General features: G+C 64.4%; 11 protein-coding genes. 7 read left to right on the top strand and 4 right to left on the bottom strand.

What is annotated here, in order from left to right:
* Positions 1-2: 2 nt before the first annotated feature.
* On the bottom strand, positions 3-12,965 hold the full coding sequence (locus tag LOY54_RS08510; RefSeq protein ID WP_258610148.1) for a non-ribosomal peptide synthetase: 12,963 nt from the start codon (positions 12,963-12,965) through the stop codon (positions 3-5).
* A 335-nt stretch (positions 12,966-13,300) separates the two neighbouring features.
* Between LOY54_RS08510 and LOY54_RS08505 the strand changes: the two genes are divergently transcribed.
* Positions 13,301-13,831 carry an RNA polymerase factor sigma-70 gene (locus tag LOY54_RS08505; protein ID WP_258610147.1) on the top strand — a complete coding sequence of 177 codons (531 nt, stop codon included), beginning with the start codon at positions 13,301-13,303 and terminating at the stop codon, positions 13,829-13,831.
* Between the two features lie 63 nt (positions 13,832-13,894).
* On the opposite strand, the gene LOY54_RS08500 is transcribed toward LOY54_RS08505, so the two are convergent.
* Together LOY54_RS08500 and LOY54_RS08495 are read right to left on the bottom strand one after the other, a co-directional pair.
* Positions 13,895-14,908 (bottom strand): GNAT family N-acetyltransferase, encoded by a 1,014-nt coding sequence (locus tag LOY54_RS08500; protein WP_258610146.1) that lies wholly within the window; start codon positions 14,906-14,908, stop codon positions 13,895-13,897.
* A gap of 62 nt (positions 14,909-14,970) precedes the next feature.
* On the bottom strand, positions 14,971-15,732 hold the full coding sequence (locus tag LOY54_RS08495; RefSeq protein WP_045200574.1) for an ABC transporter substrate-binding protein: 762 nt from the start codon (positions 15,730-15,732) through the stop codon (positions 14,971-14,973).
* Between the two features lie 207 nt (positions 15,733-15,939).
* Here LOY54_RS08495 and LOY54_RS08490 point away from each other — a divergent pair, with 207 nt between their 5' ends.
* On the top strand, positions 15,940-16,491 hold the full coding sequence (locus LOY54_RS08490; protein ID WP_258610145.1) for an exonuclease domain-containing protein: 552 nt from the start codon (positions 15,940-15,942) through the stop codon (positions 16,489-16,491).
* 70 nt (positions 16,492-16,561) lie between these two features.
* Positions 16,562-16,846, top strand: coding sequence for a pyrimidine/purine nucleoside phosphorylase (locus tag LOY54_RS08485; RefSeq protein WP_010225980.1), 285 nt, complete (start codon positions 16,562-16,564; stop codon positions 16,844-16,846).
* Positions 16,847-16,924: 78 nt separating this feature from the next.
* Here the strand turns inward: LOY54_RS08485 and LOY54_RS08480 are convergent, their stop codons facing one another.
* Positions 16,925-17,614 carry an alpha/beta family hydrolase gene (locus LOY54_RS08480; RefSeq protein ID WP_093385412.1) on the bottom strand — a complete coding sequence of 230 codons (690 nt, stop codon included), beginning with the start codon at positions 17,612-17,614 and terminating at the stop codon, positions 16,925-16,927.
* A 49-nt stretch (positions 17,615-17,663) separates the two neighbouring features.
* Here LOY54_RS08480 and ccoN point away from each other — a divergent pair, with 49 nt between their 5' ends.
* Genes ccoN through ccoP form a run of 4 tightly spaced genes read left to right on the top strand, consistent with a single transcriptional unit; the run spans position 17,664 to position 20,854 of the window.
* On the top strand, positions 17,664-19,088 hold the full coding sequence (gene ccoN / locus LOY54_RS08475; RefSeq protein ID WP_038996264.1) for a cytochrome-c oxidase, cbb3-type subunit I: 1,425 nt from the start codon (positions 17,664-17,666) through the stop codon (positions 19,086-19,088).
* A gap of 10 nt (positions 19,089-19,098) precedes the next feature.
* Positions 19,099-19,707, top strand: a complete 609-nt coding sequence (ccoO, locus tag LOY54_RS08470; RefSeq protein ID WP_038996265.1) for a cytochrome-c oxidase, cbb3-type subunit II — start codon at positions 19,099-19,101, stop codon at positions 19,705-19,707.
* A 5-nt stretch (positions 19,708-19,712) separates the two neighbouring features.
* On the top strand, positions 19,713-19,910 hold the full coding sequence (locus tag LOY54_RS08465) for a CcoQ/FixQ family Cbb3-type cytochrome c oxidase assembly chaperone (protein ID WP_010225988.1): 198 nt from the start codon (positions 19,713-19,715) through the stop codon (positions 19,908-19,910).
* A complete protein-coding gene (ccoP, locus tag LOY54_RS08460) occupies positions 19,907-20,854 on the top strand; it encodes a cytochrome-c oxidase, cbb3-type subunit III (RefSeq protein WP_258610144.1) in 948 nt (315 codons plus the stop codon). The genes LOY54_RS08465 and ccoP overlap by 4 nt, the downstream gene beginning before the upstream one ends.
* The last annotated feature ends 322 nt before the right edge of the window (positions 20,855-21,176 follow it).

Here is a 21,176-nt window from a genome sequence, read left to right as displayed (position 1 = left end):
CCCTACAGCGCTTCCAGTTCAGCCATCAGGTCACTGAGACGGTCGACCTTGTCATCGCTCAGCTCACTGGCCTTCAGGCTGTCGACATAGGTCGCCAGCTCCTCGACCGTGCTGCACTCGAACATCGCCCGCAGCGGCACGTTCAGTTGCAGCACCTTTTGCACCCGCGAGGCGATCTGGGTGGCCAGCAGCGAATGCCCGCCCAACTCGAAGAAGTTGTCGCGCACCCCGACCCGCTCGGCCTTGAGCACCTCGGCCCAGATCCCGGCCAGGGTGCTCTCCAGTTCGCTGCGCGGCGCCAGGTAGGCCTGGCTGTGCTGGGCGCCGATGTCGATGGCCGGCAAGGCCTTGCGGTCGAGCTTGCCGTTGGCATTGAGCGGCAGTTGCTGGAGCCAGGCCCAGTGCAGCGGCACCATGTACTCCGGCAACTCGGCACGCAGGCGCTGCTTGACTTGCTCCAGCAGCACGCTGGTATCGACACCCGCAGTACTGGCCACCAGATAGCCGACCAGGTGCTTGCCATTGACCCCGTCCTGCACACCGACCGCCGCATCGCGAATCTCGCTTTGCTCATGCAGGCGCGCTTCGATCTCGCCCAGCTCGATGCGGTAGCCGCGGATCTTCACCTGATGGTCGATACGGCCGACGTATTCGAGCACGCCGTCAGGCCGCCGGCGCGCCAGGTCGCCGCTGCGATACAGGCGCTCGCCCGGTGCGCCGAACGGGTGCGGGATGAACGCTTGCGCAGTGCGCAGCGGGTCGCCGACATAACCACGGCCGACACCGGTACCGGCCACACACAACTCACCGACGGCGCCCAGCGGCACCAGTTGCTGATCGTCGCCTATCAGGTACAGGCGGTTGTTGTCGGTCGGCGTACCGATTGGCAGGTAACTGCCACGGGTCGAGGCAGCATCGACGCGGAAGAACGCCACGTCATCGGAACACTCGGCCGGGCCATAGGCATTGACCAGGCCGATGTGCGGGTAGCGCTGCAGCCACTGCCAAGCCAGCTCCGGCGGCATCGCCTCACCGGTCGGCAGCATCCAGCGCAAGCCATCGAGCTGTTGCTGCTCGCTGGCGAGCATGCCCTGGATCAGCGACGGCACGCTTTCCAGTACGGTAATGCCGGTAGCCTGCACGTGTTCCAGCAACCCTTGCGGGTCGTGGGCAATGGCGTTCGGCACGATGGCTACCTGGGCCCCGAACAGCGGTGCGGCGAGGAACTGCCAGACCGAGATATCGAAACTTTGCGAGGCGGTCTGGGCAATCACATCCTGCTCGTCCAGTTGCAGGTACGGCACCTTGCTCAACTGGTTGTTGAGCATGCCGCGCTGCTCGACCATCACCCCCTTGGGCAGGCCGGTGGAGCCTGAGGTATAGATCACATAGGCAAGGTTGTCCGGCCCGCTGTAGATACCTGGATTAGCATCCGGCCCGGCGGCTGCCTGGACCTGCTCCCAGACCAGCAACTTCGGCCGCCCGGCACAGCTGAGCTCATCAAGCAGAGCACGGCCCTGCTCGGCACAGGCTGCGCTGCACACCAGCACCGGGGTACGACTGAGTTCGATGATCCGCTGCAAGCGTGCACCCGGCAGGCCAGGGTCCAGCGGCAGGTAACCGGCGCCGGCCTTGAAGCTGCCGACGATCATGCCCAGCAGCGGCAGGTCGCGTTCAGCCAGCAGCGCCACTGGCTGGTCGATTGCCACGCCGGCGGCCACCAGCGCATGGCCCAGGCGGTTGGCCTGGCGGTTGAGCTCGAGGTAACTCAGAGAGTGTTCCAGGCAGCGCGCAGCAGTGCGTTGTGGATGCGCGGCAACCCGCGCCTCAAACAGTTCGACGTAGCTTTGCTCAAGGCTGTAGGCCTGCTCGCTGCGGTTGCAGTCGTCGAGCAAGAAGCTGCGCTCGGCTTCACCGAGTAATGGCAACTCGCTGACCTCGCCCTGGAAGCCGTCGGCCAGGGCCAGCAGCAGGCGTTTGAACTCGGCCAGCAAGCGCTCGACCGTGGCAGTGTCGAAGTAGCGCTGGTCGAACGACAAATGCAGGCCCAGGTCATCGCCCGGGTAGCAGACCGCGGTCAACGGGAAGTTGGTGTGGGTGCGCCCGGAATCGGAACTGGCGTTGAGGCTTTGCGCGCGATCGAGTACGGCAACCTCCACCGGCGCGTTCTCGAACACGAACAGGCTGTCAAACAGCGGCTGGCCCTTGGGCAGTTCGCTGCATTCCTGGATGCTCACCAGCGGCAGGTACTCGTACTCGCGCAGTTCCATGTTGCGTTCCAGCAGGTCTTGCAGCCACTGGCGCACGCTGCAGCGCTCGCCCGCGGCCGGCAGTTTTACCCGCAGGGCGATACTGTTGATGAACAGCCCGACCGTACGCTGCATCTGCGGCATGCTCACCGGCCGGCCCGCCACGGTGACGCCGAAGACCACGTCGCGCTCGCCGCTGTAGCGGCTCAGCACCAGCGCCCAGGCGGCTTGGGCAAAGGTGTTGATGGTCAGCTGATGAGCCTGGGCCAGCTCGCGCAAGCGGGCGCCATCGGTGGCATCGAGGCGCGTGTAGCAATCGCCGACGACCATTCCGGCATTTTCCACCGCATGGTCACGCAGCAATGGCCGGTCGCTGGGCACCGCGGTGCTGCGCTCGAAACCTTCGAGGTTGTTGCGCCACCACTGACGCGCCTCGTCCAGGTCCTGGTGCTGCAGCCAGCTGATGTAGTCGCGGTAGCGCGGCGGCACCGGCAGTTGCGCCTGACGGCCCTCGCCCAGGGCCAGGTAGATCTCGAAGAAGTCATTCATCAGCAGCGAACGGCACCAGGCATCGATGAGGATGTGGTGGTTGCTCATCATGAACCAGTAGCGGTCCTCGCCCACCCGCACCAGGCGCAGGTGGAACGGCGCCTGCTGGAGCAGGTCGAAACCGGCCTCGCGCTCGTGCTTGTGCAATGCCTGCAGGCGCGCTTCCTGTTCAGCTTCAGGGATACCCGACCAGTCTTGATAGTCGACCGCCGTCGCCCCCGGTTTGTGAATGATCTGTAGCATGGCCTCGCCGGCGTTCCAGCAGAACGAGGCGCGCAAGGCTTCGTGACGCCCGACCACCGCTTGCCAGGCCTGGGCAAAGCGCTGCGGGTCCAGCGCGCTGTTGATCCGGTAGCGGTCCTGCATGTAGTAGATGCCGGTGCCCGGCTCCAGCAGGGTATGCAGCAGCAGGCCCTCCTGCATCGGCGTCAGCGGATAGACGTCGTCGATTTGTGCAGCGGCGACCGGCAAGGCATCGATCTGCTCCTGGCTCAATTGCGCCAGCGGGAAGTCCGATGGCGTGAAGCTGCCAGTGCCCGGCGCCAGGCAATGCTCGATCAGGGCAATCAGTTCGAGCCGGTAGGCTTCGACCAGGGTTTCGATGGTTTCCTGGTCATAGCGCTCACGGCTGAAGGTCCAGCGCAACTGCAACTCACCACCGTACACCTGGCCATCGACGCTCAGCCAGTTGGGCAGCGGCGCCTCCAGCGCATGGGCAAGCCCGACGCTTTCATCCACCGGCTGGTACAGCGCGCCGGCCTGGAACTGCTGGTCGAACTGGCCCAGGTAGTTGAAGGTGATCCGCGCCTGGGGCAACGCGGCCATGGCTTCGCGCACCGGCGCATCGGCCAGGTAGCGCAGCACACCGTAGCCCAGGCCCTTGTGCGGCACCGTGCGCAATTGCTCCTTGATGGCCTTGATCGAAGCGCCCTGCCCAGCCGCCTCTTCGACGTTATGCGGGCTCAAGCTCAGCGGATAGGCACTGGTGAACCAGCCGACGCTGCGGGTCAGGTCCATGTCTTCGAACAGGTTCTCCCGACCATGGCCTTCCAGTTGCACCAACACCGAGCTGTCGCCGCTCCAGCGGCACAGCACGCGAGCCAGGGCGGTCAGCAGCAGGTCGTTGACCTGGGTGTGATAAGCAGCGGGCGCTTCCTGCAGCAATTGCCGGGTATGGGTCGCGTCCAACTGTACGCTGAGGGTCTGCGCCTGCTGGTGCAGGTTCGCCCCCTGCGGGTGATCGCAGGGCAGTTCGCGGCTGGCGCGGCTCAGTTGCGCTTGCCACCAGCGTTGCTCGTCACGCAGCGAGTCGCTGCCGGCATAAGCCAGCAGGCGCGCCGCCCAGTCGCTCATGGCGCGGGTCTTGGCCGCCAGCGGCTGACCGCGGTACAGCGCTTGCAGGTCTTCCAGCAACACCCGCCACGACACACCATCGACCACCAGATGATGGATCGCCAGCAACAGGCGCTGGCGGCCCTCGCCGTCTTCGACCAGCAAGGCGCGCAGCAGCGGCCCGTCTGCCAGGTCGAGGCTGCGCTGGACATCGCTGTACAGCGCCTGGCAGTCGCCCAGGTCGGCTACCGAGGCCTGCCAGAGCAACTCGCGCTGGTCGGCCTGGGCGTATTCACCGTGCCACTGACCACCTGCCTGGGTGAAGCGCAGGCGCAAGGCATCATGCTGCTGCAGCAACTGCTGCAAGGCCTGCTCCAGGGGCTTGACGTGCACACGCTCGGCGGGTGCCAGCAATACCGCCTGGTTCCAGTGCTGAGGGTGCGGCACATCGCTGTCGAAGAACCAGTGCTGGATCGGCGTCAACGCCGCGCGGCCGCTCAGCGGGCCCTGATCGATCTGGCTGGTTTCGCTGCGGCTGACCACGGTCGCCAGGGTCTGGATGGTCTGGTGCTGGAACAGATCGCGCGGGGTGAAATGCAGCCCCGCCTGACGCCCACGGCTGACCACCTGGATCGACAGGATCGAGTCACCGCCCAGTTCGAAGAAGTTGTCCTGCAGGCCGACCTGCTGAACGTTCAGTACCTCGCGCCAGATCGTCGCCAGTTGCTGTTCCAGCTCGCTGCGCGGCGCTTCATAACGTTGGCGGCCCTGCTCCAGGTCCGGCGCCGGCAAGGCGCGGCGGTCGAGCTTGCCATTGCCCATCAGCGGCAGCTGTTCAAGCAGCACCAGGTGAGTCGGCACCATGTAGTCCGGCAGCTGCAGGCGCAGCTGCGCCTTCAGTGCATCACGCAGCGCGGCCTGTTCGGTGGCATCCGCCAGGGCCTGGTCGCAGACAAGATAACCCGCCAGTTGTTTGCCCCCAGGCATGTCCAGGGCCAGCACCACGGCTTCGCGCACCGCCGGGTGTTCGAGCAGGCGGGTTTCGATCTCGCCCAGCTCGATACGAAAGCCGCGAATCTTCACCTGATGGTCGATTCGACCGACATACTCCACCAGCCCGTCAGCACCCTGGCGCACCAGGTCGCCGGTGCGGTACAGGCGCCCGCCATTGGCGCTGAACGGATCGGCAACAAAACGCTCGGCGCTCAAGCCCGGGCGCTCATGGTAACCCTGGGCCAGGCCTGCGCCACCGACGTACAGCTCGCCAATGCCGCCTTGCGGCAACAGGGCCAGGTCGGCATCGAGGATGTACGCGGTGCGCGCACCGACCACGCTGCCGATCGGCACGCTAGCGGCGCCGGCTTCCAGTTGCGCGGGGGCCAGGCACGCCAGGGGCATGACCACGGTTTCGGTCGGGCCATAGGCGTTGAAAAACTGCTGCGGGGTAAAGGCCTGGCGAATGCGCTGCAGGTGCTCGCCGGTCAGTGCTTCACCGCCGGTGATCACCAGGCGCACCGGCAGCGCTTCGTTGCGGCTGGCCAGCCATTGCGCCAGCTGGCTGCCGTAACTTGGGGTAAAGCCAAGGATCGATACCTGCTGCTCGCGGATCAGCGTGCAGATCTCTTGCGCGCCCCACTGCCCCTGGGCACGCAGCACTACCCGCGCGCCACAGAGCAGCGGCACCAGCAGGCGCTCACTGGCCGCGTCGAAATTGATCGAATAAAAATGCAGCTCACAGTCGTCGCTGCGCATGCCGAAGCGCTCGATCACCGCCTGGCAGTGCATGGCGATTTCACCATGGCTGACCACCACGCCTTTGGGCTTGCCGGTGGAGCCGGAGGTGTAGATCAGGTAGGCCTGATGGGCCGGCAGGGTCAGCGACGGCAAGGCTTCGCGGCTATACGCGGCGAGGCCGTCACGGTCGTCTTCCAGGCACCAGCGGCCGACCTTGGCCGGCAACTCGCCAAGGGCTTCGAACAGTGCCCGCTGGCCCAGCAACAGGGCGATGCCGCTGTCCTCGATCATGTAGTGCAGGCGCTCCAGCGGGTACTCAGGGTCGAGCGGCACATAGGCGCCGCCGGCCTTGAGGATCGCCAGCAAGCCCACCACCAGTTCCAGCGAACGCTCCAGGGCCAGGCCGACACGCACCTGCGGGCCGACGCCGCGCTCGCGCAGCACCCGGGCCAACTGGTTAGCGCGAGCATCGAGCTCGGCATAGCTCAGGTGCTGACCGGCAAAGGTCAGGGCCAGGGCCTCGGGCTGGCGCGCAGCTTGTTCGCTGAACAGCTGCTCAAGGGTCTGATCCAGCGCCAGGCTGTTGTCACCCTTGAGCGAGTCGCACAACGCCTGTTGCTCGACCGCCGCCAGCAACGGCAACTCGCCCAGGCGCTGCTCGGGATCACCCAGCAGCGCCACCAGCAGGTTCTGCCAGTGGCCGGCCATTTGTGCGATGCGTGGTTCGTCGAACAGGTCGCGGCTGTAAGTCAGGCAGCAACCCAGGCGGCGGTCGAGGTCGGTGACTTCCAGGTTGAGGTCGAACTTGGTCGCACGGGCGTCGTTGACCAGGTACTCGACCTGCATGCCGGCAAGCTCGCGGCTTTGCTGGAACTCCCAGCGCTGGACGTTGCACATCACCTGGAACAGCGGGTTGTAGGCACTGCTGCGGGGCGGCTGCAGGGCCTCGACCAATTGATCGAAAGGCAGGTCCTGATGGGATTGGCCATCGATCACGGTCTGGCGTACCTGCTCGATCAGTTCGCTAACGCGCATCTGCCCGTCGAGCTGGCAACGCAGCACCTGGGTGTTGAGAAAGGCGCCGATCAGGCCTTCGCTTTCCGGACGAATGCGGTTGGCCACCGGCGCGCCGATGCGCAGGTCGCGCTGGCCGCTGTAGCGGTACAGCAGCGCAGCCAGGGTGGCGGTCATGGTCATGAACAGGGTCAGACCGCGCTCGGCATTGAAGGCACGCACCCGCGCCGCCAGCTCCGGGCTCAGGTCGAAACGATAGAGCTCGCCACGGTGGCTTTGCACCGCCGGACGCGGGCGGTCGGCAGGCAGTTCCAGCACCGGGTGCTCATCGCCCAGCTTGGCCTGCCAGTAATCGAGCTGGCGCTGACGCTCGCCGCTCTCCAGCCACTGGCGCTGCCATGCGCTGTAGTCCAGGTACTGCACCGGCAAGGGCTGCAGCGGCGATTCGCGCTCGTCGACAAAGGCCTCGTACAGCTCGCCCAGCTCCCGGGCAAAGATGTCCATGGCCCAGCCTTCGGTGACGATGTGGTGCAACGTCAGGACGAAATAATGCTCACGCTCGCCGGCCTTGACCAGGCAGGCGCGCAGCAGCGGCCCGCGCTCCAGGTCAAACGGCTGGTGCGCCTGCTCATCGGCAAAGGCCTGCAGGCGTTGCTGGCGGTCCACCACGCCAACACTGGAAAAATCCAGCCAGCTCATCTGCAGGTTGCTGTCTTCGGCCACGCACTGGTACGGCACGCCGTCGATGCTCGGGAAGGTGGTGCGCAGGGTTTCGTGGCGCACGATCAGCGCCTGCAACGCCTGCTCGAAGCGGCTGACATCCAGCACCCCGCTCAGGCGCGCCATGCCGCCGACGTTATAGGCCGGGCTGTCGGGTTCCATCTGCCAGAGGAACCACATACGCTGCTGGGAGTAGGACAGCGGCACCGCCTGGCGACGGTCGATGCGCTGGATTTCGCCCTGCAGGTTGCGCGCGCCACTGTGCTGGATCGCCTCTACCGCGGCGGCAAAGGTACCCAGCTCGCTGGCCTCGAACAGCGTGCGCAGCGGCAACTCGACGTTGCAGGCCTGGCGGGTGCGGGAAATGATCTGGGTGGCCAGCAACGAGTGGCCGCCGAGGGCGAAGAAGTCATCCTGCAAGCCAATCCGCGGGATGCCCAGCACCTCGCGCCAGATCTCGGCGATCTGCTGCTGCAGGGCACTGCCCGGCTCGATGTGTTCACGCGATTGCCATTGCGGCTCGGGCAAGGCCTTGCGCTCGATCTTGCCGCTCGGGCCCAGCGGCATCTGCGCCAGGTAAACCAGTTGCGCCGGGACCATATAGGCAGGCAATTGCTCGGCCAGGGCGGCCAGCATCTGCCCGCTCGCGTCGATACCGCTGTAGTAGCCGACCAGTTGCGGGCCAGCAGGGGTGTCGCGAATCATCACCAGCGCCTGCTCGACGCCGGGCTGCTTAAGCAGGCAAGCCTCGACCTCTTCGGGCTCGACCCGAAAACCGCGCAGCTTGACCTGCTGATCAAGGCGGCCCAGGTACTCCAGCGCCCCCAGGTCAGCCAGCCAGCGCGCCCGGTCACCACTGCGGTACAGGCGCTGGCCGTCGCCATCGGGCTGCGGCACGAAACGCTCGGCGGTCAGTCCCGCGCGTCCCAGGTAACCCCGGGCCAGACCGACGCCGCCCAGGTACAGTTCACCCGGCACGCCGGGTGAGGTAAGTTCGAGTTCATCGTCGAGCACCCTACACAGTACGTTAGCCAGCGGCCGGCCGATCGGCGAACGCGTACCGTCGGCAGCGCTGCACGGCCAGTGGGTAACGTTGATGGCGGTTTCGGTCGGGCCGTAACGGTTGTGCAGGGCCACCTGCGGCAATACCTGCAGCACCCGCTCACGCAGGCTGGCCGACAGCGCCTCACCGCCAGAGAACAACCGGCGCAGGCTGCTGCACTGTGCCGCCAACGGCTCCTGGACAAACACCTGGAGCAAGGCCGGGACGAAATGCAAGGTGGTCACGCCATGCTCGCGCACCAGCTCGGCGATGCGCTGCGGGTCACGGTGCTCGCCGGGGCCGGCCAGCACCAGTTGGCAACCGTTGACCAGCGGCCAGAAGCATTCCCACACCGACACGTCGAAACTGATCGGCGCCTTCTGCATCAGCACGTCGCTGTCATTGAGTTGATAGCTGTCCTGCATCCACTGCAGGCGCTCGGCAAGTGCCGCGTGGGTATTGCCGACGCCCTTGGGCTGGCCGGTGGAGCCGGAGGTGTAGATCACATAGGCAAGGTTGTCGCCGTGCAGGTGCAGGCCCGGTGGCTGGCACGGCCAGCTGTCGAGCTTGAGGCGGTCCATGGCGATGGCGCTGACATCCGCGGGCAGGCTCAGGCGCTCGAGCACGTCGCTGTGGCTCAGCAGCAGGCTGGCACCACTGTCGGCGAGCATGTAGGCCAGGCGCTCTGCAGGGTAATCGACATCCAGCGGCACATAGGCGCCCCCGGCCTTGAGGATGGCCAGCAGGCCGATCAGCAGTTGCGGCGAACGCTCGGCGGCGATAGCCACGCACACATCCGGGCCAACGCCCTTGTCGCGCAGGTAATGGGCCAGGCGGTTGGCCTGCTGATGCAGGCTGGCGTAATCGAGGCTGCCGCCCTGCCACACCAGGGCGGTGCGTTCCGGAGTCTGGCGGGCTTGTTCGTTGAGCTGCTCAACTAACCACTGTTGTGCCGGCGCTGCTGTCGCCTGGCCCCAGGCGAGCAATTGCGCACGGCCATCGGCGTCCAGCAGTTGCAGCGCACCGATGGCGACCTGCGGTTGCGCGCAGACTTGCTCCAGCAAGCCGACCAGTTGGGCGCTGATGCGCGCCACGGTCGCGGCATCGAACAGCTCGTCGGCATAGTCGAACGACAGGCTCAGGCGGCCCTGATGGTCTTCTTCACTGTGCAGTTGCAGGTCGAACTTGGCCTCGCGGCTGTGCCACGGCAGCTCATCGGCCAGCAGCCCGGGAAGGCGACGCAGGGCGCTGAGGTCGCGCTGCTGATGGTTGAACATGACCTGGAACAGGCCCTGCTCGCGCACTTGTGGGAAGGCTTCGAGCAGTTGCTCGAACGGCAGGTCCTGATGCACCTGGGCCTCCAGGCTGCGCTCGCGCACCTGGGCCAACAGCTGGTTGAACGGCAGGCGTGAGTCAAGCTCGGCGCGCAGCACCTGGGTGTTGATGAAAAAGCCCACCAGGCCCTGGGTTTCCAGGCGCGGGCGGTTGGCGTTGGGCACCCCGACACGGATGTCGGTCTGCCCGCTGTAGCGGTGCAGCAGGCTCTGAAAGCCGGCCAGCAACACCATGAACAGCGTTGCGTCATGATCACGGGCCAGGCTGCGCAAGGCTTCGGCCAGGGTCGGCTGCAGGCGCACGCTCAGGCGCGCGGCGGCGTTGCTTTGGCGATTGGCGCGCGGGTGGTCGGTGGCCAGGTCCAGCACCGCGTGCTGCTCACCAAGCCGTTCCTTCCAGTACGCCAGTTGCCGGGCACTTTCACCCTCGGCAAGCCACTGGCGCTGCCAACTGCCGTAGTCGGCGTAGCCCAGGCTCAAGGCCGGCAGCCGGGCCTGCTGGCCCTGGCAATGGGCGGCGTACAGGCGCGAGAACTCATCAATGAGGATATTCATCGACCAACCATCGGCGATGATGTGGTGCAGCGTCACCCACAGCTGATGGTCTTCGCTGTCCAGCCGCACCAGGGTCACGCGCAGCAGCGGGCCTTGTTGCAGGTCGAAGGGCTGCATGGCTTCAGCTTCGCGCTGCGCCAATACGTCCTGGCTGCTGGCGGCAGACAGGTCCAGGCGCTGCAGGTTAAACACCTGGCTCAGCAGGATGCGCTGCAAGGCCTGGCCGTCTTCCTCGGCAAACACCGTGCGCAAGGCTTCGTGCCGCGCGACCAGGGCCTGGAAGCTGGCCTGCAGCGCCGCTTCGTCCAGCTCGCCGCGCAGGCGCAGGGCGCCGGGAATGTTGTACGCCGCACTGTACGGCTGCAGTTGCCAGGTCAGCCACAGGCGGTTTTGTGCCAGTGACTGCGGCAGCGCCTGGGCGCGGTCGAGACGGCTGATGGCGCCACGGGCGACACCGCCATCGTGTTGCAACGCCGCCACTGCCGCGCTGAAGCCGGCCAGGGTCGGCGCTTCGAACAGCACCCGCACACCCAGTTCAATGCCCAACTCATCGGCCAGGTGCGCGCAGGCCTGGGTGGCGGCGATGGAGTTGCCGCCAAGCAGGAAGAAGTGATCGTCTGCGGCGATCTGCTCAAGGCCCAGCAATTGGCCCCACAGGCGGGCAACCCGGGCTTGCATACTGGTCGCCGCAACCGCCTGATCAGCCACCGCTGCTGCTTGCGGGTCGGGGAAACGCGCGTAGCAATCGAGACTGCCATCGTCCATGCGCAAGCGGCAGGCCGAGCGCTGCAGCTTGCCGCTGGAGGTCTTCGGCAAGGCGCCAGGGTTGAGCAGCAGGACCACCGCCGGCGCCTGCTGGCAGGCATCGGCGATCACCTGGCGCAGGGTCTTGATCAAGCTCGCAGGGGTGATGATTTTCTGTACGTTGCGGCTGACCTCGACGGCCACGCCGATGCCCTCCTCGCCGCAGTCATCGACCGCGAACACCGCCACCCGGCCTTTGCGCAGCACCTCGACTTCACGCTCCAGGGTCTTTTCCAGGTCCTGCGGGTAGAGGTTGTGGCCGCGTACGATCAGCAAGTCCTTGAGCCGACCGGTGACGAACAGCTCGCCATCGCGCAAGAAGCCCAGGTCACCGGTGCGCAACCAGGTCCGCCCGCCCTGCTCGACAAAGGTGCGCGCCGAGGCTTCGGGGTTGCGCCAGTAGCCCTTGGCGATGCTCGGGCCGGTGGCCCAGATTTCACCGACCTGGTTGTCGGCCAGCGGTGCCAGCGCGTGTGGCTCGACGATCTGCACCGCATGCAGCGGCTGGCTGCGCCCGCAACTCATCTGCACCGTGCCCCGACCCGCTTCGGCGCTGTTGCGCGCCAGCGCCTGGCGATCAAGCTCCAGTGCGCCAATACCTTGGCCGCGGGTGCTGCCGCTGACGAACAGCGTGGCTTCGGCCAGGCCGTAGCTGGCAAAAAAATTCTCCGGCACAAAGCCGCAAGCGGCGAACTTGTCGGCGAAGGCCTGCAGGCTGTCCTGGCGGATCGGCTCGGAGCCGGAATAGGCCACCCGCCATTTACTCAGGTCGAGGCTGGCCATTGCCGCGGCGCTGACCCGTTCGCTGCACAAGCGATAGGCAAAGTCCGGCCCGCCGCTGATGGTGCCGCCGTGATCGCTGATCGCCTGCAGCCAGCGCTGCGGCCGGGCAAGAAAATACGCCGGGGCCATCAATACGCAGGGCACGCCACTGAAGATCGGTTGCAGCAGGCCGCCGATCAGGCCCATGTCGTGGTACAGCGGCAGCCAGCTGACGATCACGTCATCAGGGTTCACATCGATGCCGAAGCCCTCGCGGATCAGCACTTCGTTGGCTACCAGGTTGCCATGGCTGACCTGCACGCCCTTGGGCAATGCGGTGGAGCCGGAGGTGTACTGCAAAAAGGCGATGTCGTCGCCCTGCAGGGGCGGCGCCTGCCAGCCTGCGGCCAGTTCAGCGGCCAGGCTGTCGACTGCCAGCAGTTGTGGCGCGCCGGGCCCGGCCAACACTTCGAGAGCCTGCAGGCTGTCGTGCAGGGCGCTGGTGGTCAGCAGCAGGCGCGGCTCGGCATCGTCGATGATCGACAGCAGGCGCTCCTGGTGGTGACGGCGCGATGACTCTGGCGGATAGGCCGGTACGGCGATCACCCCGGCATACAGGCAAGCAAAGAACGCTGCGACGTAATCCGGGCCACTGGGGAACAGCAGGATGGCGCGGTCCCCCACCTCGGTGCGTGCCTGCAAAGCCGCGGCGATGGTCCGCGCCCGCTGATCGAGGTCGTGATAGGAAAGCAAGGCTTGATCACGCGGGTCTTCGGCCAGAAAGCGCAAGGCAACCCGGTCGGGTGTGCGCGCAGCACGTTGAACCAGCGCCTGGACCAGCGTAACCGGGAGTTCGAAGGCGTCCGTCATGAGGGGTTCCTGCCAGAGTCTGTACGTGAAATCAGGTCTCGGCCAGCGCAGGGCGGGCACACTGGCACCGCGTTGCGCCTTGCCGGAGCCGAGGATGTACAGAGAGGAACGGATGGCCGGAGGAAATAATTAAGACGTGCGCAGCCGGTCGGGCCGGGTGAAAAAATCTGGAGTTTGAAGCCGGTCACAAAGTAAAAGCTTAGAACCAAAAAGCATAGAGACTTATTAACTTTCGCATTTGACAATAATTATCATTACGAATAGTTTGTCGCACGTCGTAGGAAGCCTCCGAAACTGGAGCGCTCCACTTCCCTCTTAGAGATAAGGTGATTTCCATGGCGGAACAACTATCCACAAGTAAGTGCGATTCACCGTTACTCCAGGCGTTTGTCGACAACCGCAGCATCCTCGTGAAGATTGCCGCGCGCATTACCGGCTGTCGCTCCCGGGCCGAAGACGTGGTCCAGGATGCCTTCTTCCGGCTCAGCGCAGCGCCGCAGATCACCTCCTCGTTCAAGGCCCAGCTCAGCTACCTGTTCCAGATCGTGCGCAACCTGGCCATCGACCACTACCGCAAGCAGGCCATGGAGCTCAAATACTCCGGCAGCGAAGAGGAAGGCCTGAACGTCGTTATCCAGGGGGCTTCGCCAGAAACCACGCATATCAACTTCGCCACCCTGGAACACATTGCCGAGGCGCTCAACGACCTGCCCCAGCGCACCCGCTACGCCTTCGAAATGTACCGCCTGCACGGTGTGCCACAAAAAGACATCGCCAAGGAACTGGGCGTCTCGCCGACCCTGGTCAACTTCATGATTCGCGATGCCCTGGTGCATTGTCGCAAGGTCTCAAGCCAGAGGGCTTGAGAGCGACAAGCTGCAAGCTTCAAGCGGCAAGTGGGTGGTGATGCCGCTTGCCGCGCTTGAGGGTCAAAGCAACCTGCAACCTTCGAAGAACCGCTCCCGCCCCAGAATCATCAATGCCGCACGCTTGTGCGGAAAGTCGAACTCCTTCTCGCAATGAAAACACTGCTCGTGCATGTAGCCGATCATCTTGCCGTTGTCGGCACGTGGCTCGGCCACTACTCGCTGGGTGCGCGGATCGTCCAGGAACAGGTAGTGGACCAGCGCTGACAACCAGCTGGCGACCTTGTGCGGGCCACGATGCTGCTCCTCCCCCACCAGCATGTGGATGCCGCGATCGTAGTCGTCCACCGCATAGAATGGCGCGATGCGGTCTTCCTTGGCCCAGTAGGCTTCGAAGTAGGCGAACGGCTGGTCGTCGAAGCTACCGATCAGGGTCAGGCTGTGCGGATCGGCTTCGAGCTTGCTCAGGTAGTCGCGGTGCTGTTCGAGGCTGCCGCCCTCCTGCCAGAAGTTGAGCACCCGCGGGTTGTTCTGCCAGCGGTTGAAACGCTCCAGGTCCTGATCGATTTCCAGGGTACGTAACGAGATCCAGGCGCCGAGCCGGGCATCGAAGCGCCGATACACCTCGCCACGCGGTTTTGGTGCGCGGCGGGGATGGCGCTTGCCGTTACTGAGCTGCATCTGCTGCGGGTACACGCCTGCGAAGGGCTGGCCGAGCCAGGGTTGTGGCAATTGCCAGAACAGGCTGCGTTCGCACAGGTACTGGCCCGGGCTCGGTGTGCTGACCAGCAAGCCGCTGTTCAGGGCGTCCTGCGGCGCTTCATGCAGCTGCCAGGTCAGGCGCTGACAACCAGGGTCGCGTGCAAACAACCAGTAACAGACAGCCCACAGGGCTTGCTGCGCGCGGTCGCGCGCGTAGTCTTCAAGCTGCACCTGCAAGGTCTCGCCCCGCTGCAGGCGCACCCGCACCAACGGGCTGCCTTCAAGTACCAGGCTCAGGTGGCAATCACCTTCATCGGCGCTGAGGCTGCGCCAGCGCGGCAAGGACAAAGTCGGCGAAGCGGAATCGAATGGCATGATCGAGGCTCACGGAAGGAATGATCGGCTCACCCTTGTGAACGTAGCCTGTGCAGGCAAATTTAGTCGCCCTTGGGCGTGCTGACGCTGATGCGATAGGGCTGGAAGATTTTCAGCATCGCGCCGTTGTCGCGCAGCGACTGCAACAACCTGGCAAACGCCGGCGCGCTGATCGGCGCACCCGGACGCAGCAGTGCGTAGTGATGGTAGACCTGGTCGACCCGGTCGGAGGCCAATAGCTGGTCGGCGCTTTGCGGGTTACGGACGAGAAAATCGCTCAGGTAAGAACGGGTCACCAGGGCGATATCGGCGCGGCCACGCTGAACCATCAGCAGGTTGCTGTCATGGGAATAGGTCAGGGTCGCGTTGTAGGTGTCGGCCAGGTACTTGGGGTCGGGATTGAAACTGGCGAAGGCGTAGTGATAGCCGCTGTACAACGCCAGGCGCTTGCCCTTGAGGTCGTTGAAGTAGTGCTGGTCGCGGCCGGACTGGCGGTGGGTGACGAAGACTTCGGCGTCTTCCAGGCCCATGTCGACACTTTCATGGGGGATCTGCTGCCAGCCCCATTCGGGGTTCTCGAAGATCGCCATGTCGGTGCGCCCCTGCTGGAAGTCGCCAAAACGACGCGGGATCGAGGTCGGCACAAGGACGAAGCGATAACGTTGCTGGGTGTTGTTGAGCGCCTCGATCAATTGCGGCAACAGGCCGGTATCGGCGCCCTGCTCGGGCCGTACGGTATAGGGTGGAAAATGCGCTGCGCCGACCTTCACCTCGATTTCCTCTGCTGCCCAGGCTGAGGGCGACAGCCAGGTCGCGGCAAGCATGAACAGCAAGGGCACGGCCTGTGGCATGGGCGTCGAACTCAAAGCAACACACTCTTTGCGGATTTGAACCGGAATCCGCCTAAGCTAGGCGTTTTCCGGGCGTTGCACAACTGTCGGTTATGCCAAGCGCAGCAGGCAAAACGCCAGGGGATACCCGCCGCGCCCGAGTTTGGCTACGCTCTATCGAGTCTTGTATGGGAGCCTACTATGGGCCATTGGCTGGTGATCGACCTTGAAGCAACCACAGACGATGGCGGCTGGCCGGTCACGGATATGGAAATCATCGAAATCGGCGCGACCCTGGTGGATCGCCAGGGCCGTGAAGTCGGGCATTTCCAGCGTTTCGTGCGCCCGCGCCGGCGTCCGCAACTGACGCCGTTCTGCCGTGAACTGACGCACATCAGCCAGGCCAACGTCGACTCTGCGGCCACCTTCACCGAGGTCTGGGCGCAGTTCGAGCGCTGGCTCGGCCATCATGCCAAGCACCTGCAAGGCTGGGTCAGCTGGGGCGACTACGACCGCAAGCAACTGCTGCAGGAGTGGCAGCAGTACCAGCTCGCCAGCCTGCTGCAGACCCTGCCGCACATCAACCTCAAGCAACGCTTCGCCAAGGCCCGCCAGTTGCAGCGCCCGCTGGGCCTCAATGGCGCGTTGCAACTGGCCGGCCTGCAGTTCAGCGGACAGCAGCACCGCGCCCTGGAAGACGCGCGCAACACTGCCCGCCTGCTGCCCCTGACCCTGCCGGCCAATGGCACCTGAAAGCGGATGACGACGCTGCGGGCCTTGGGCATACTGGCCTGCCTTTTTAGCCCCTGTTCAGGAGTCGCCCATGTTTAAAGTCAACGAGTACTTTGATGGCACGGTCAAGTCGATCGCCTTCGGCACCGCTGAAGGTCCGGCCACGGTTGGCGTAATGGCCCCGGGTGAATACGAGTTCGGCACTGCCCAGCGCGAAATCATGCACGTGGTCTCGGGCGCGTTGACGGTCAAACTGCCAGACAGCGACAACTGGGAAACTTTCAGCGCCGGCAGCCAGTTCAATGTCCCGGCCAACAGCAAGTTCCAGCTCAAGGTGGCGGTCGATACGGCTTACCTGTGCGAGTATCGCGGTTAAGCCGCTGTAGGAGCGGGCTTGCCCCGCGATCAGCGAGTGGCCACACCGCCGTAATCGCGGGCAAGCCCGCTCCTACCATCAGTGCAAAAAACCTGTGATCCTCTGCGCCGCCGTCGCCAGATGATCGGCATGGCTGAACCCCGAAGCCTTCAGCGGCTTCAGGTCATGATCCCCCGCCTGCAGCCAGCACAGCTCGATCGCTGAAGACAGCGCATAACCTTCCACCGTCTGCCGGTTGCCCAGGGCATCGCGCTCGCCCTGAACAATCAGGGTCGGTGTCTGCAATCCGGCCAAATGCGCCACCCGTGGTTTTTCCGGCTTGCCCGCGGCATAGAACGGATAGCCCAGGCACACCAGCGCATCAGCGCCCAACTCATCGGCCACGAGACTGGCCATGCGCCCGCCCATGGACTTGCCACCGATCGCCAGCGTCCCAGTGACCAATGGTCGCACCTGGCTGTACACCTCACGCCAGCATTCGAGCAGTTTGGCCTGGGGATTTGGCGGCCTTTTGCCACCATCGATGCGTCGCTGGGCCATGTAGGGGAACTCGAAGCGCAGCACCCCCAGGCCTTGCTCCGCCAGCCTTTGCGCGATTTCCTCCATGAACCCGCTGTCCATCGGCGCACCCGCGCCATGGGCCAGGATCAGGCACCCCGAATGCTGGCCATCCCCCTGATTTTGCGGGGCATTCCACAGCCAGCCGCGGCTTTTGACCAGCCGCGCCCATTGATCCCCGTCAATACCGGCCAGTTGCCCATTACTCATGCTTGCCTCGCTGTTTAGTCTGCCTATAACCGTGGATGGGAACCCATACATGAACACAACCAGCAGTACCGCCTACAACTACAAGGTGGTCCGCCAATTCGCCATTATGACGGTGGTGTGGGGAATCGTCGGGATGGGGCTCGGCGTTTTTCTCGCCGCGCAACTCGTCTGGCCTTCGCTCAACTTCGACCTCCCCTGGACCAGCTTCGGCCGCCTGCGACCCTTGCACACCAACGCGGTGATCTTCGCCTTCGGTGGTTGCGCACTGTTCGCCGCTTCCTACTATTCGGTCCAGCGTACCTGCCAGACCACCCTGTTCTCGCCACGCCTGGCGGCTTTCACCTTCTGGGCCTGGCAATTGGTGATCCTGCTGGCTGCCATCAGCCTGCCGCTGGGTTATACCAGCTCCAAGGAGTACGCCGAACTGGAATGGCCGATCGACATCCTGATCACCATTGTCTGGGTGGCCTACGCCGTGGTGTTCTTCGGCACCCTGATGAAGCGCACCACCAAGCACATTTATGTGGGTAACTGGTTCTTCGGTGCGTTCATCATCACTGTGGCGATTCTGCACATCGTCAACAACCTGGAAATTCCGGTCAGCCTGACCAAGTCCTACTCGCTGTACGGTGGCGCCACCGACGCCATGGTCCAGTGGTGGTACGGCCACAACGCCGTAGGCTTCTTCCTGACCGCAGGCTTCCTGGGCATGATGTATTACTTCGTGCCGAAACAGGCCGAGCGTCCGGTGTATTCCTATCGCCTGTCGATCGTGCACTTCTGGGCGCTGATCACCCTGTACATCTGGGCAGGTCCGCATCATTTGCACTACACCGCCCTGCCCGACTGGGCGCAGTCGCTGGGCATGATCATGTCGCTGATCCTCCTGGCGCCAAGCTGGGGCGGCATGATCAACGGCATGATGACCCTCTCGGGTGCCTGGCATAAGCTGCGCAGCGACCCGATCCTGCGTTTCCTCGTGGTATCGCTGGCGTTCTACGGCATGTCGACCTTCGAAGGCCCGATGATGGCGATCAAGACCGTCAACGCCCTGTCGCACTACACCGACTGGACCATCGGCCACGTACACGCCGGCGCCCTTGGCTGGGTTGCGATGATCTCGATCGGCGCCCTGTACCACATGATCCCGAAAGTGTTTGGCCGCGAGCAGATGTACAGCCTCGGCCTGATCAACGCGCACTTCTGGCTGGCGACCATCGGCACCGTGCTCTACATCGCCTCGATGTGGGTCAACGGCATCGCCCAGGGCCTGATGTGGCGCGCAGTCAACGAAGACGGCACGCTGACCTACTCCTTCGTCGAAACCCTGGTGGCCAGCCACCCAGGCTTCATCGTGCGCTTCGTCGGCGGGGCGATCTTCCTCACCGGAATGTTGCTGATGGCCTACAACACCTGGCGCACCGTACGTGCCCCGGTGGCCGCGACCGCCCCTGCCGCTGCGCAGCTGGCCTGAGGAGACCCTGATGAAACACGAAGTAATCGAGAAGAACGTCTTCCTGCTGGTGCTGTTGATGGTGTTTGCCGTCAGCATCGGCGGCCTGACCCAGATCGTTCCGCTGTTCTTCCAGGACGTCACCAACAAGCCGGTGGAAGGCATGAAGCCCTACACCGCGCTGCAACTGGAAGGCCGCGACATCTACATCCGTGAAGGCTGCGTGCAGTGCCACTCGCAGATGATCCGTCCGTTCCGCGCCGAAACCGAACGCTACGGCCACTACTCGGTCGCCGGTGAAAGCGTCTGGGACCACCCGTTCCTCTGGGGTTCCAAGCGCACCGGCCCGGACCTGGCCCGCGTCGGTGGCCGCTACTCCGACGACTGGCACCGTGCTCACCTGTACAACCCGCGCAACGTCGTGCCCGAGTCGAAGATGCCGGCCTACCCATGGCTGGTCGCCAACCCGGTCGACAGCAGCCACACCGAGACCAAGTTGAGCACCATGCGCACCCTCGGCGTGCCGTACACCGATGCCGACATCAGTGGCGCGGTGGAATCGCTCAAGGGCAAGACCGAAATGGACGCGCTGGTTGCCTACCTGCAGGTGCTCGGCACCGCGATCAAGAACAAGAGGTAAGGGCCATGGACTTCACACTGGATATCGGCCAATTGCGCGGCCTGGGCACCCTGCTGGTGGCCATCGCCTTCATTGGCCTGTCGCTGTGGGTGTTCAACGGCCGGCGTGACCGTGAATTCGCCGAAGCCAGCCTGCTGCCGTTTGCCGACGACCGCCTGGCACCTGCCGCCAACGAACCCGAACCGAGGAGTAACGGGCAATGACCACCTTCTGGAGTACGTACATCTGCGTACTGACCATCGGTAGCCTGATCGGCCTGACCTGGCTGCTGCTGGGCACCCGCAAGGGCGAAACCAAAGGCACCACCGACCAGACCATGGGCCACAGCTTCGACGGCATCGAGGAGTACGACAACCCGCTGCCCAAGTGGTGGTTCTGGCTGTTCGTCGCCACCCTGGTGTTTTCGGTCGGCTACCTGATCCTCTATCCGGGCCTGGGCAACTGGAAAGGCATCCTGCCGGGCTATGAGGACGGCTGGACGCAGACCAACGAATGGCAAAAGGAAATGAACAAGGCCGACGCCAAGTTCGGACCGATCTTCGCCAAGTTCGCCGCCATGCCGGTGGAAGAAGTGGCCAAGGATCCGCAGGCGCTGAAAATGGGCGGCCGTCTGTTCGCCTCCAACTGCGCCGTTTGCCACGGTTCCGACGCCAAGGGTGCCTACGGCTTCCCTAACCTCACCGACAAGGACTGGCGCTGGGGTGGCGAGCCGGAAACCATCAAGGCCTCCATCATGGGCGGCCGTCACGGGGTAATGCCGGCCTGGGCCGACGTGATTGGCGAGCAAGGCGTTGCCGACGTTGCCGCCTTCGTGCTGAACAACCTCGATGGCCGCAGCCTGCCGCAGGAAGCCAAGGCGGATCCGGCCAACGGCGAGAAGCTGTTTGCCGCCAACTGCGTGGCCTGCCACGGCCCTGAAGGCAAAGGCACTCCGGCCATGGGCGCACCGGACCTGACCCACCCGACCGCGTTCATCTACGGCTCAAGCTTCGCCCAACTGCAGCAGACCATCCGCTACGGCCGCCAGGGTCAGATGCCTGCCCAGGAAGCGATCCAGGGCAACGACAAGGTCCACTTGCTGGCCGCCTATGTCTACAGCCTGTCCCAGGAGCAACCTGCACAAGGCGAAAGCCTGTCTGCCAAGTAAAACGATTGAGTAACTGAGCCTTGACTCAAACCGCCGCATCGGCACCCGATGCGGCGGTTCCCTTCGCCCCTTGCGACCAAGTGTCGCACCCCGCCCTGCCCCCGCCTTGCACCCCCCTCGATCACAACTAAGCTTGTTGCCACAGCGACTGAAACAGCCGGTGTGTTTGCACCTTTTTGGGGCATTTTTCGCCAGCGGTTCTGCGCAAAGGCTGATGGGGCCGACTCAAGCGCCGATCGGCGAGTGATGAACGGTACTGCGCACGCGCTCATCGAAAGCCTTTGCCATAGACGAAAAACCAAATTTTGGTACACATATTAGA

It is taken from the genome of Pseudomonas sp. B21-032, from assembly GCF_024748965.1.
GTDB lineage: Bacteria > Pseudomonadota > Gammaproteobacteria > Pseudomonadales > Pseudomonadaceae > Aquipseudomonas.
Note: the sequence above shows the minus strand (reverse complement) of the source record. Positions and strands in the feature narration are given on the sequence as shown.

Bases quoted from the DNA above. Each gene is read 5' to 3' on its own strand.
- LOY54_RS08510 (WP_258610148.1), bottom strand. From the start codon at position 12,965: ATGACGGACGCCTTCGAACTCCCGGTTACGCTGGTCCAGGCGCTGGTT.
- LOY54_RS08505 (WP_258610147.1), top strand. From the start codon at position 13,301: ATGGCGGAACAACTATCCACAAGTAAGTGCGATTCACCGTTACTCCAG.
- LOY54_RS08500 (WP_258610146.1), bottom strand. From the start codon at position 14,908: ATGCCATTCGATTCCGCTTCGCCGACTTTGTCCTTGCCGCGCTGGCGC.
- LOY54_RS08495 (WP_045200574.1), bottom strand. From the start codon at position 15,732: ATGCTTGCCGCGACCTGGCTGTCGCCCTCAGCCTGGGCAGCAGAGGAA.
- LOY54_RS08490 (WP_258610145.1), top strand. From the start codon at position 15,940: ATGGGCCATTGGCTGGTGATCGACCTTGAAGCAACCACAGACGATGGC.
- LOY54_RS08485 (WP_010225980.1), top strand. From the start codon at position 16,562: ATGTTTAAAGTCAACGAGTACTTTGATGGCACGGTCAAGTCGATCGCC.
- LOY54_RS08480 (WP_093385412.1), bottom strand. From the start codon at position 17,614: ATGAGTAATGGGCAACTGGCCGGTATTGACGGGGATCAATGGGCGCGG.
- ccoN (WP_038996264.1), top strand. From the start codon at position 17,664: ATGAACACAACCAGCAGTACCGCCTACAACTACAAGGTGGTCCGCCAA.
- ccoO (WP_038996265.1), top strand. From the start codon at position 19,099: ATGAAACACGAAGTAATCGAGAAGAACGTCTTCCTGCTGGTGCTGTTG.
- LOY54_RS08465 (WP_010225988.1), top strand. From the start codon at position 19,713: ATGGACTTCACACTGGATATCGGCCAATTGCGCGGCCTGGGCACCCTG.
- ccoP (WP_258610144.1), top strand. From the start codon at position 19,907: ATGACCACCTTCTGGAGTACGTACATCTGCGTACTGACCATCGGTAGC.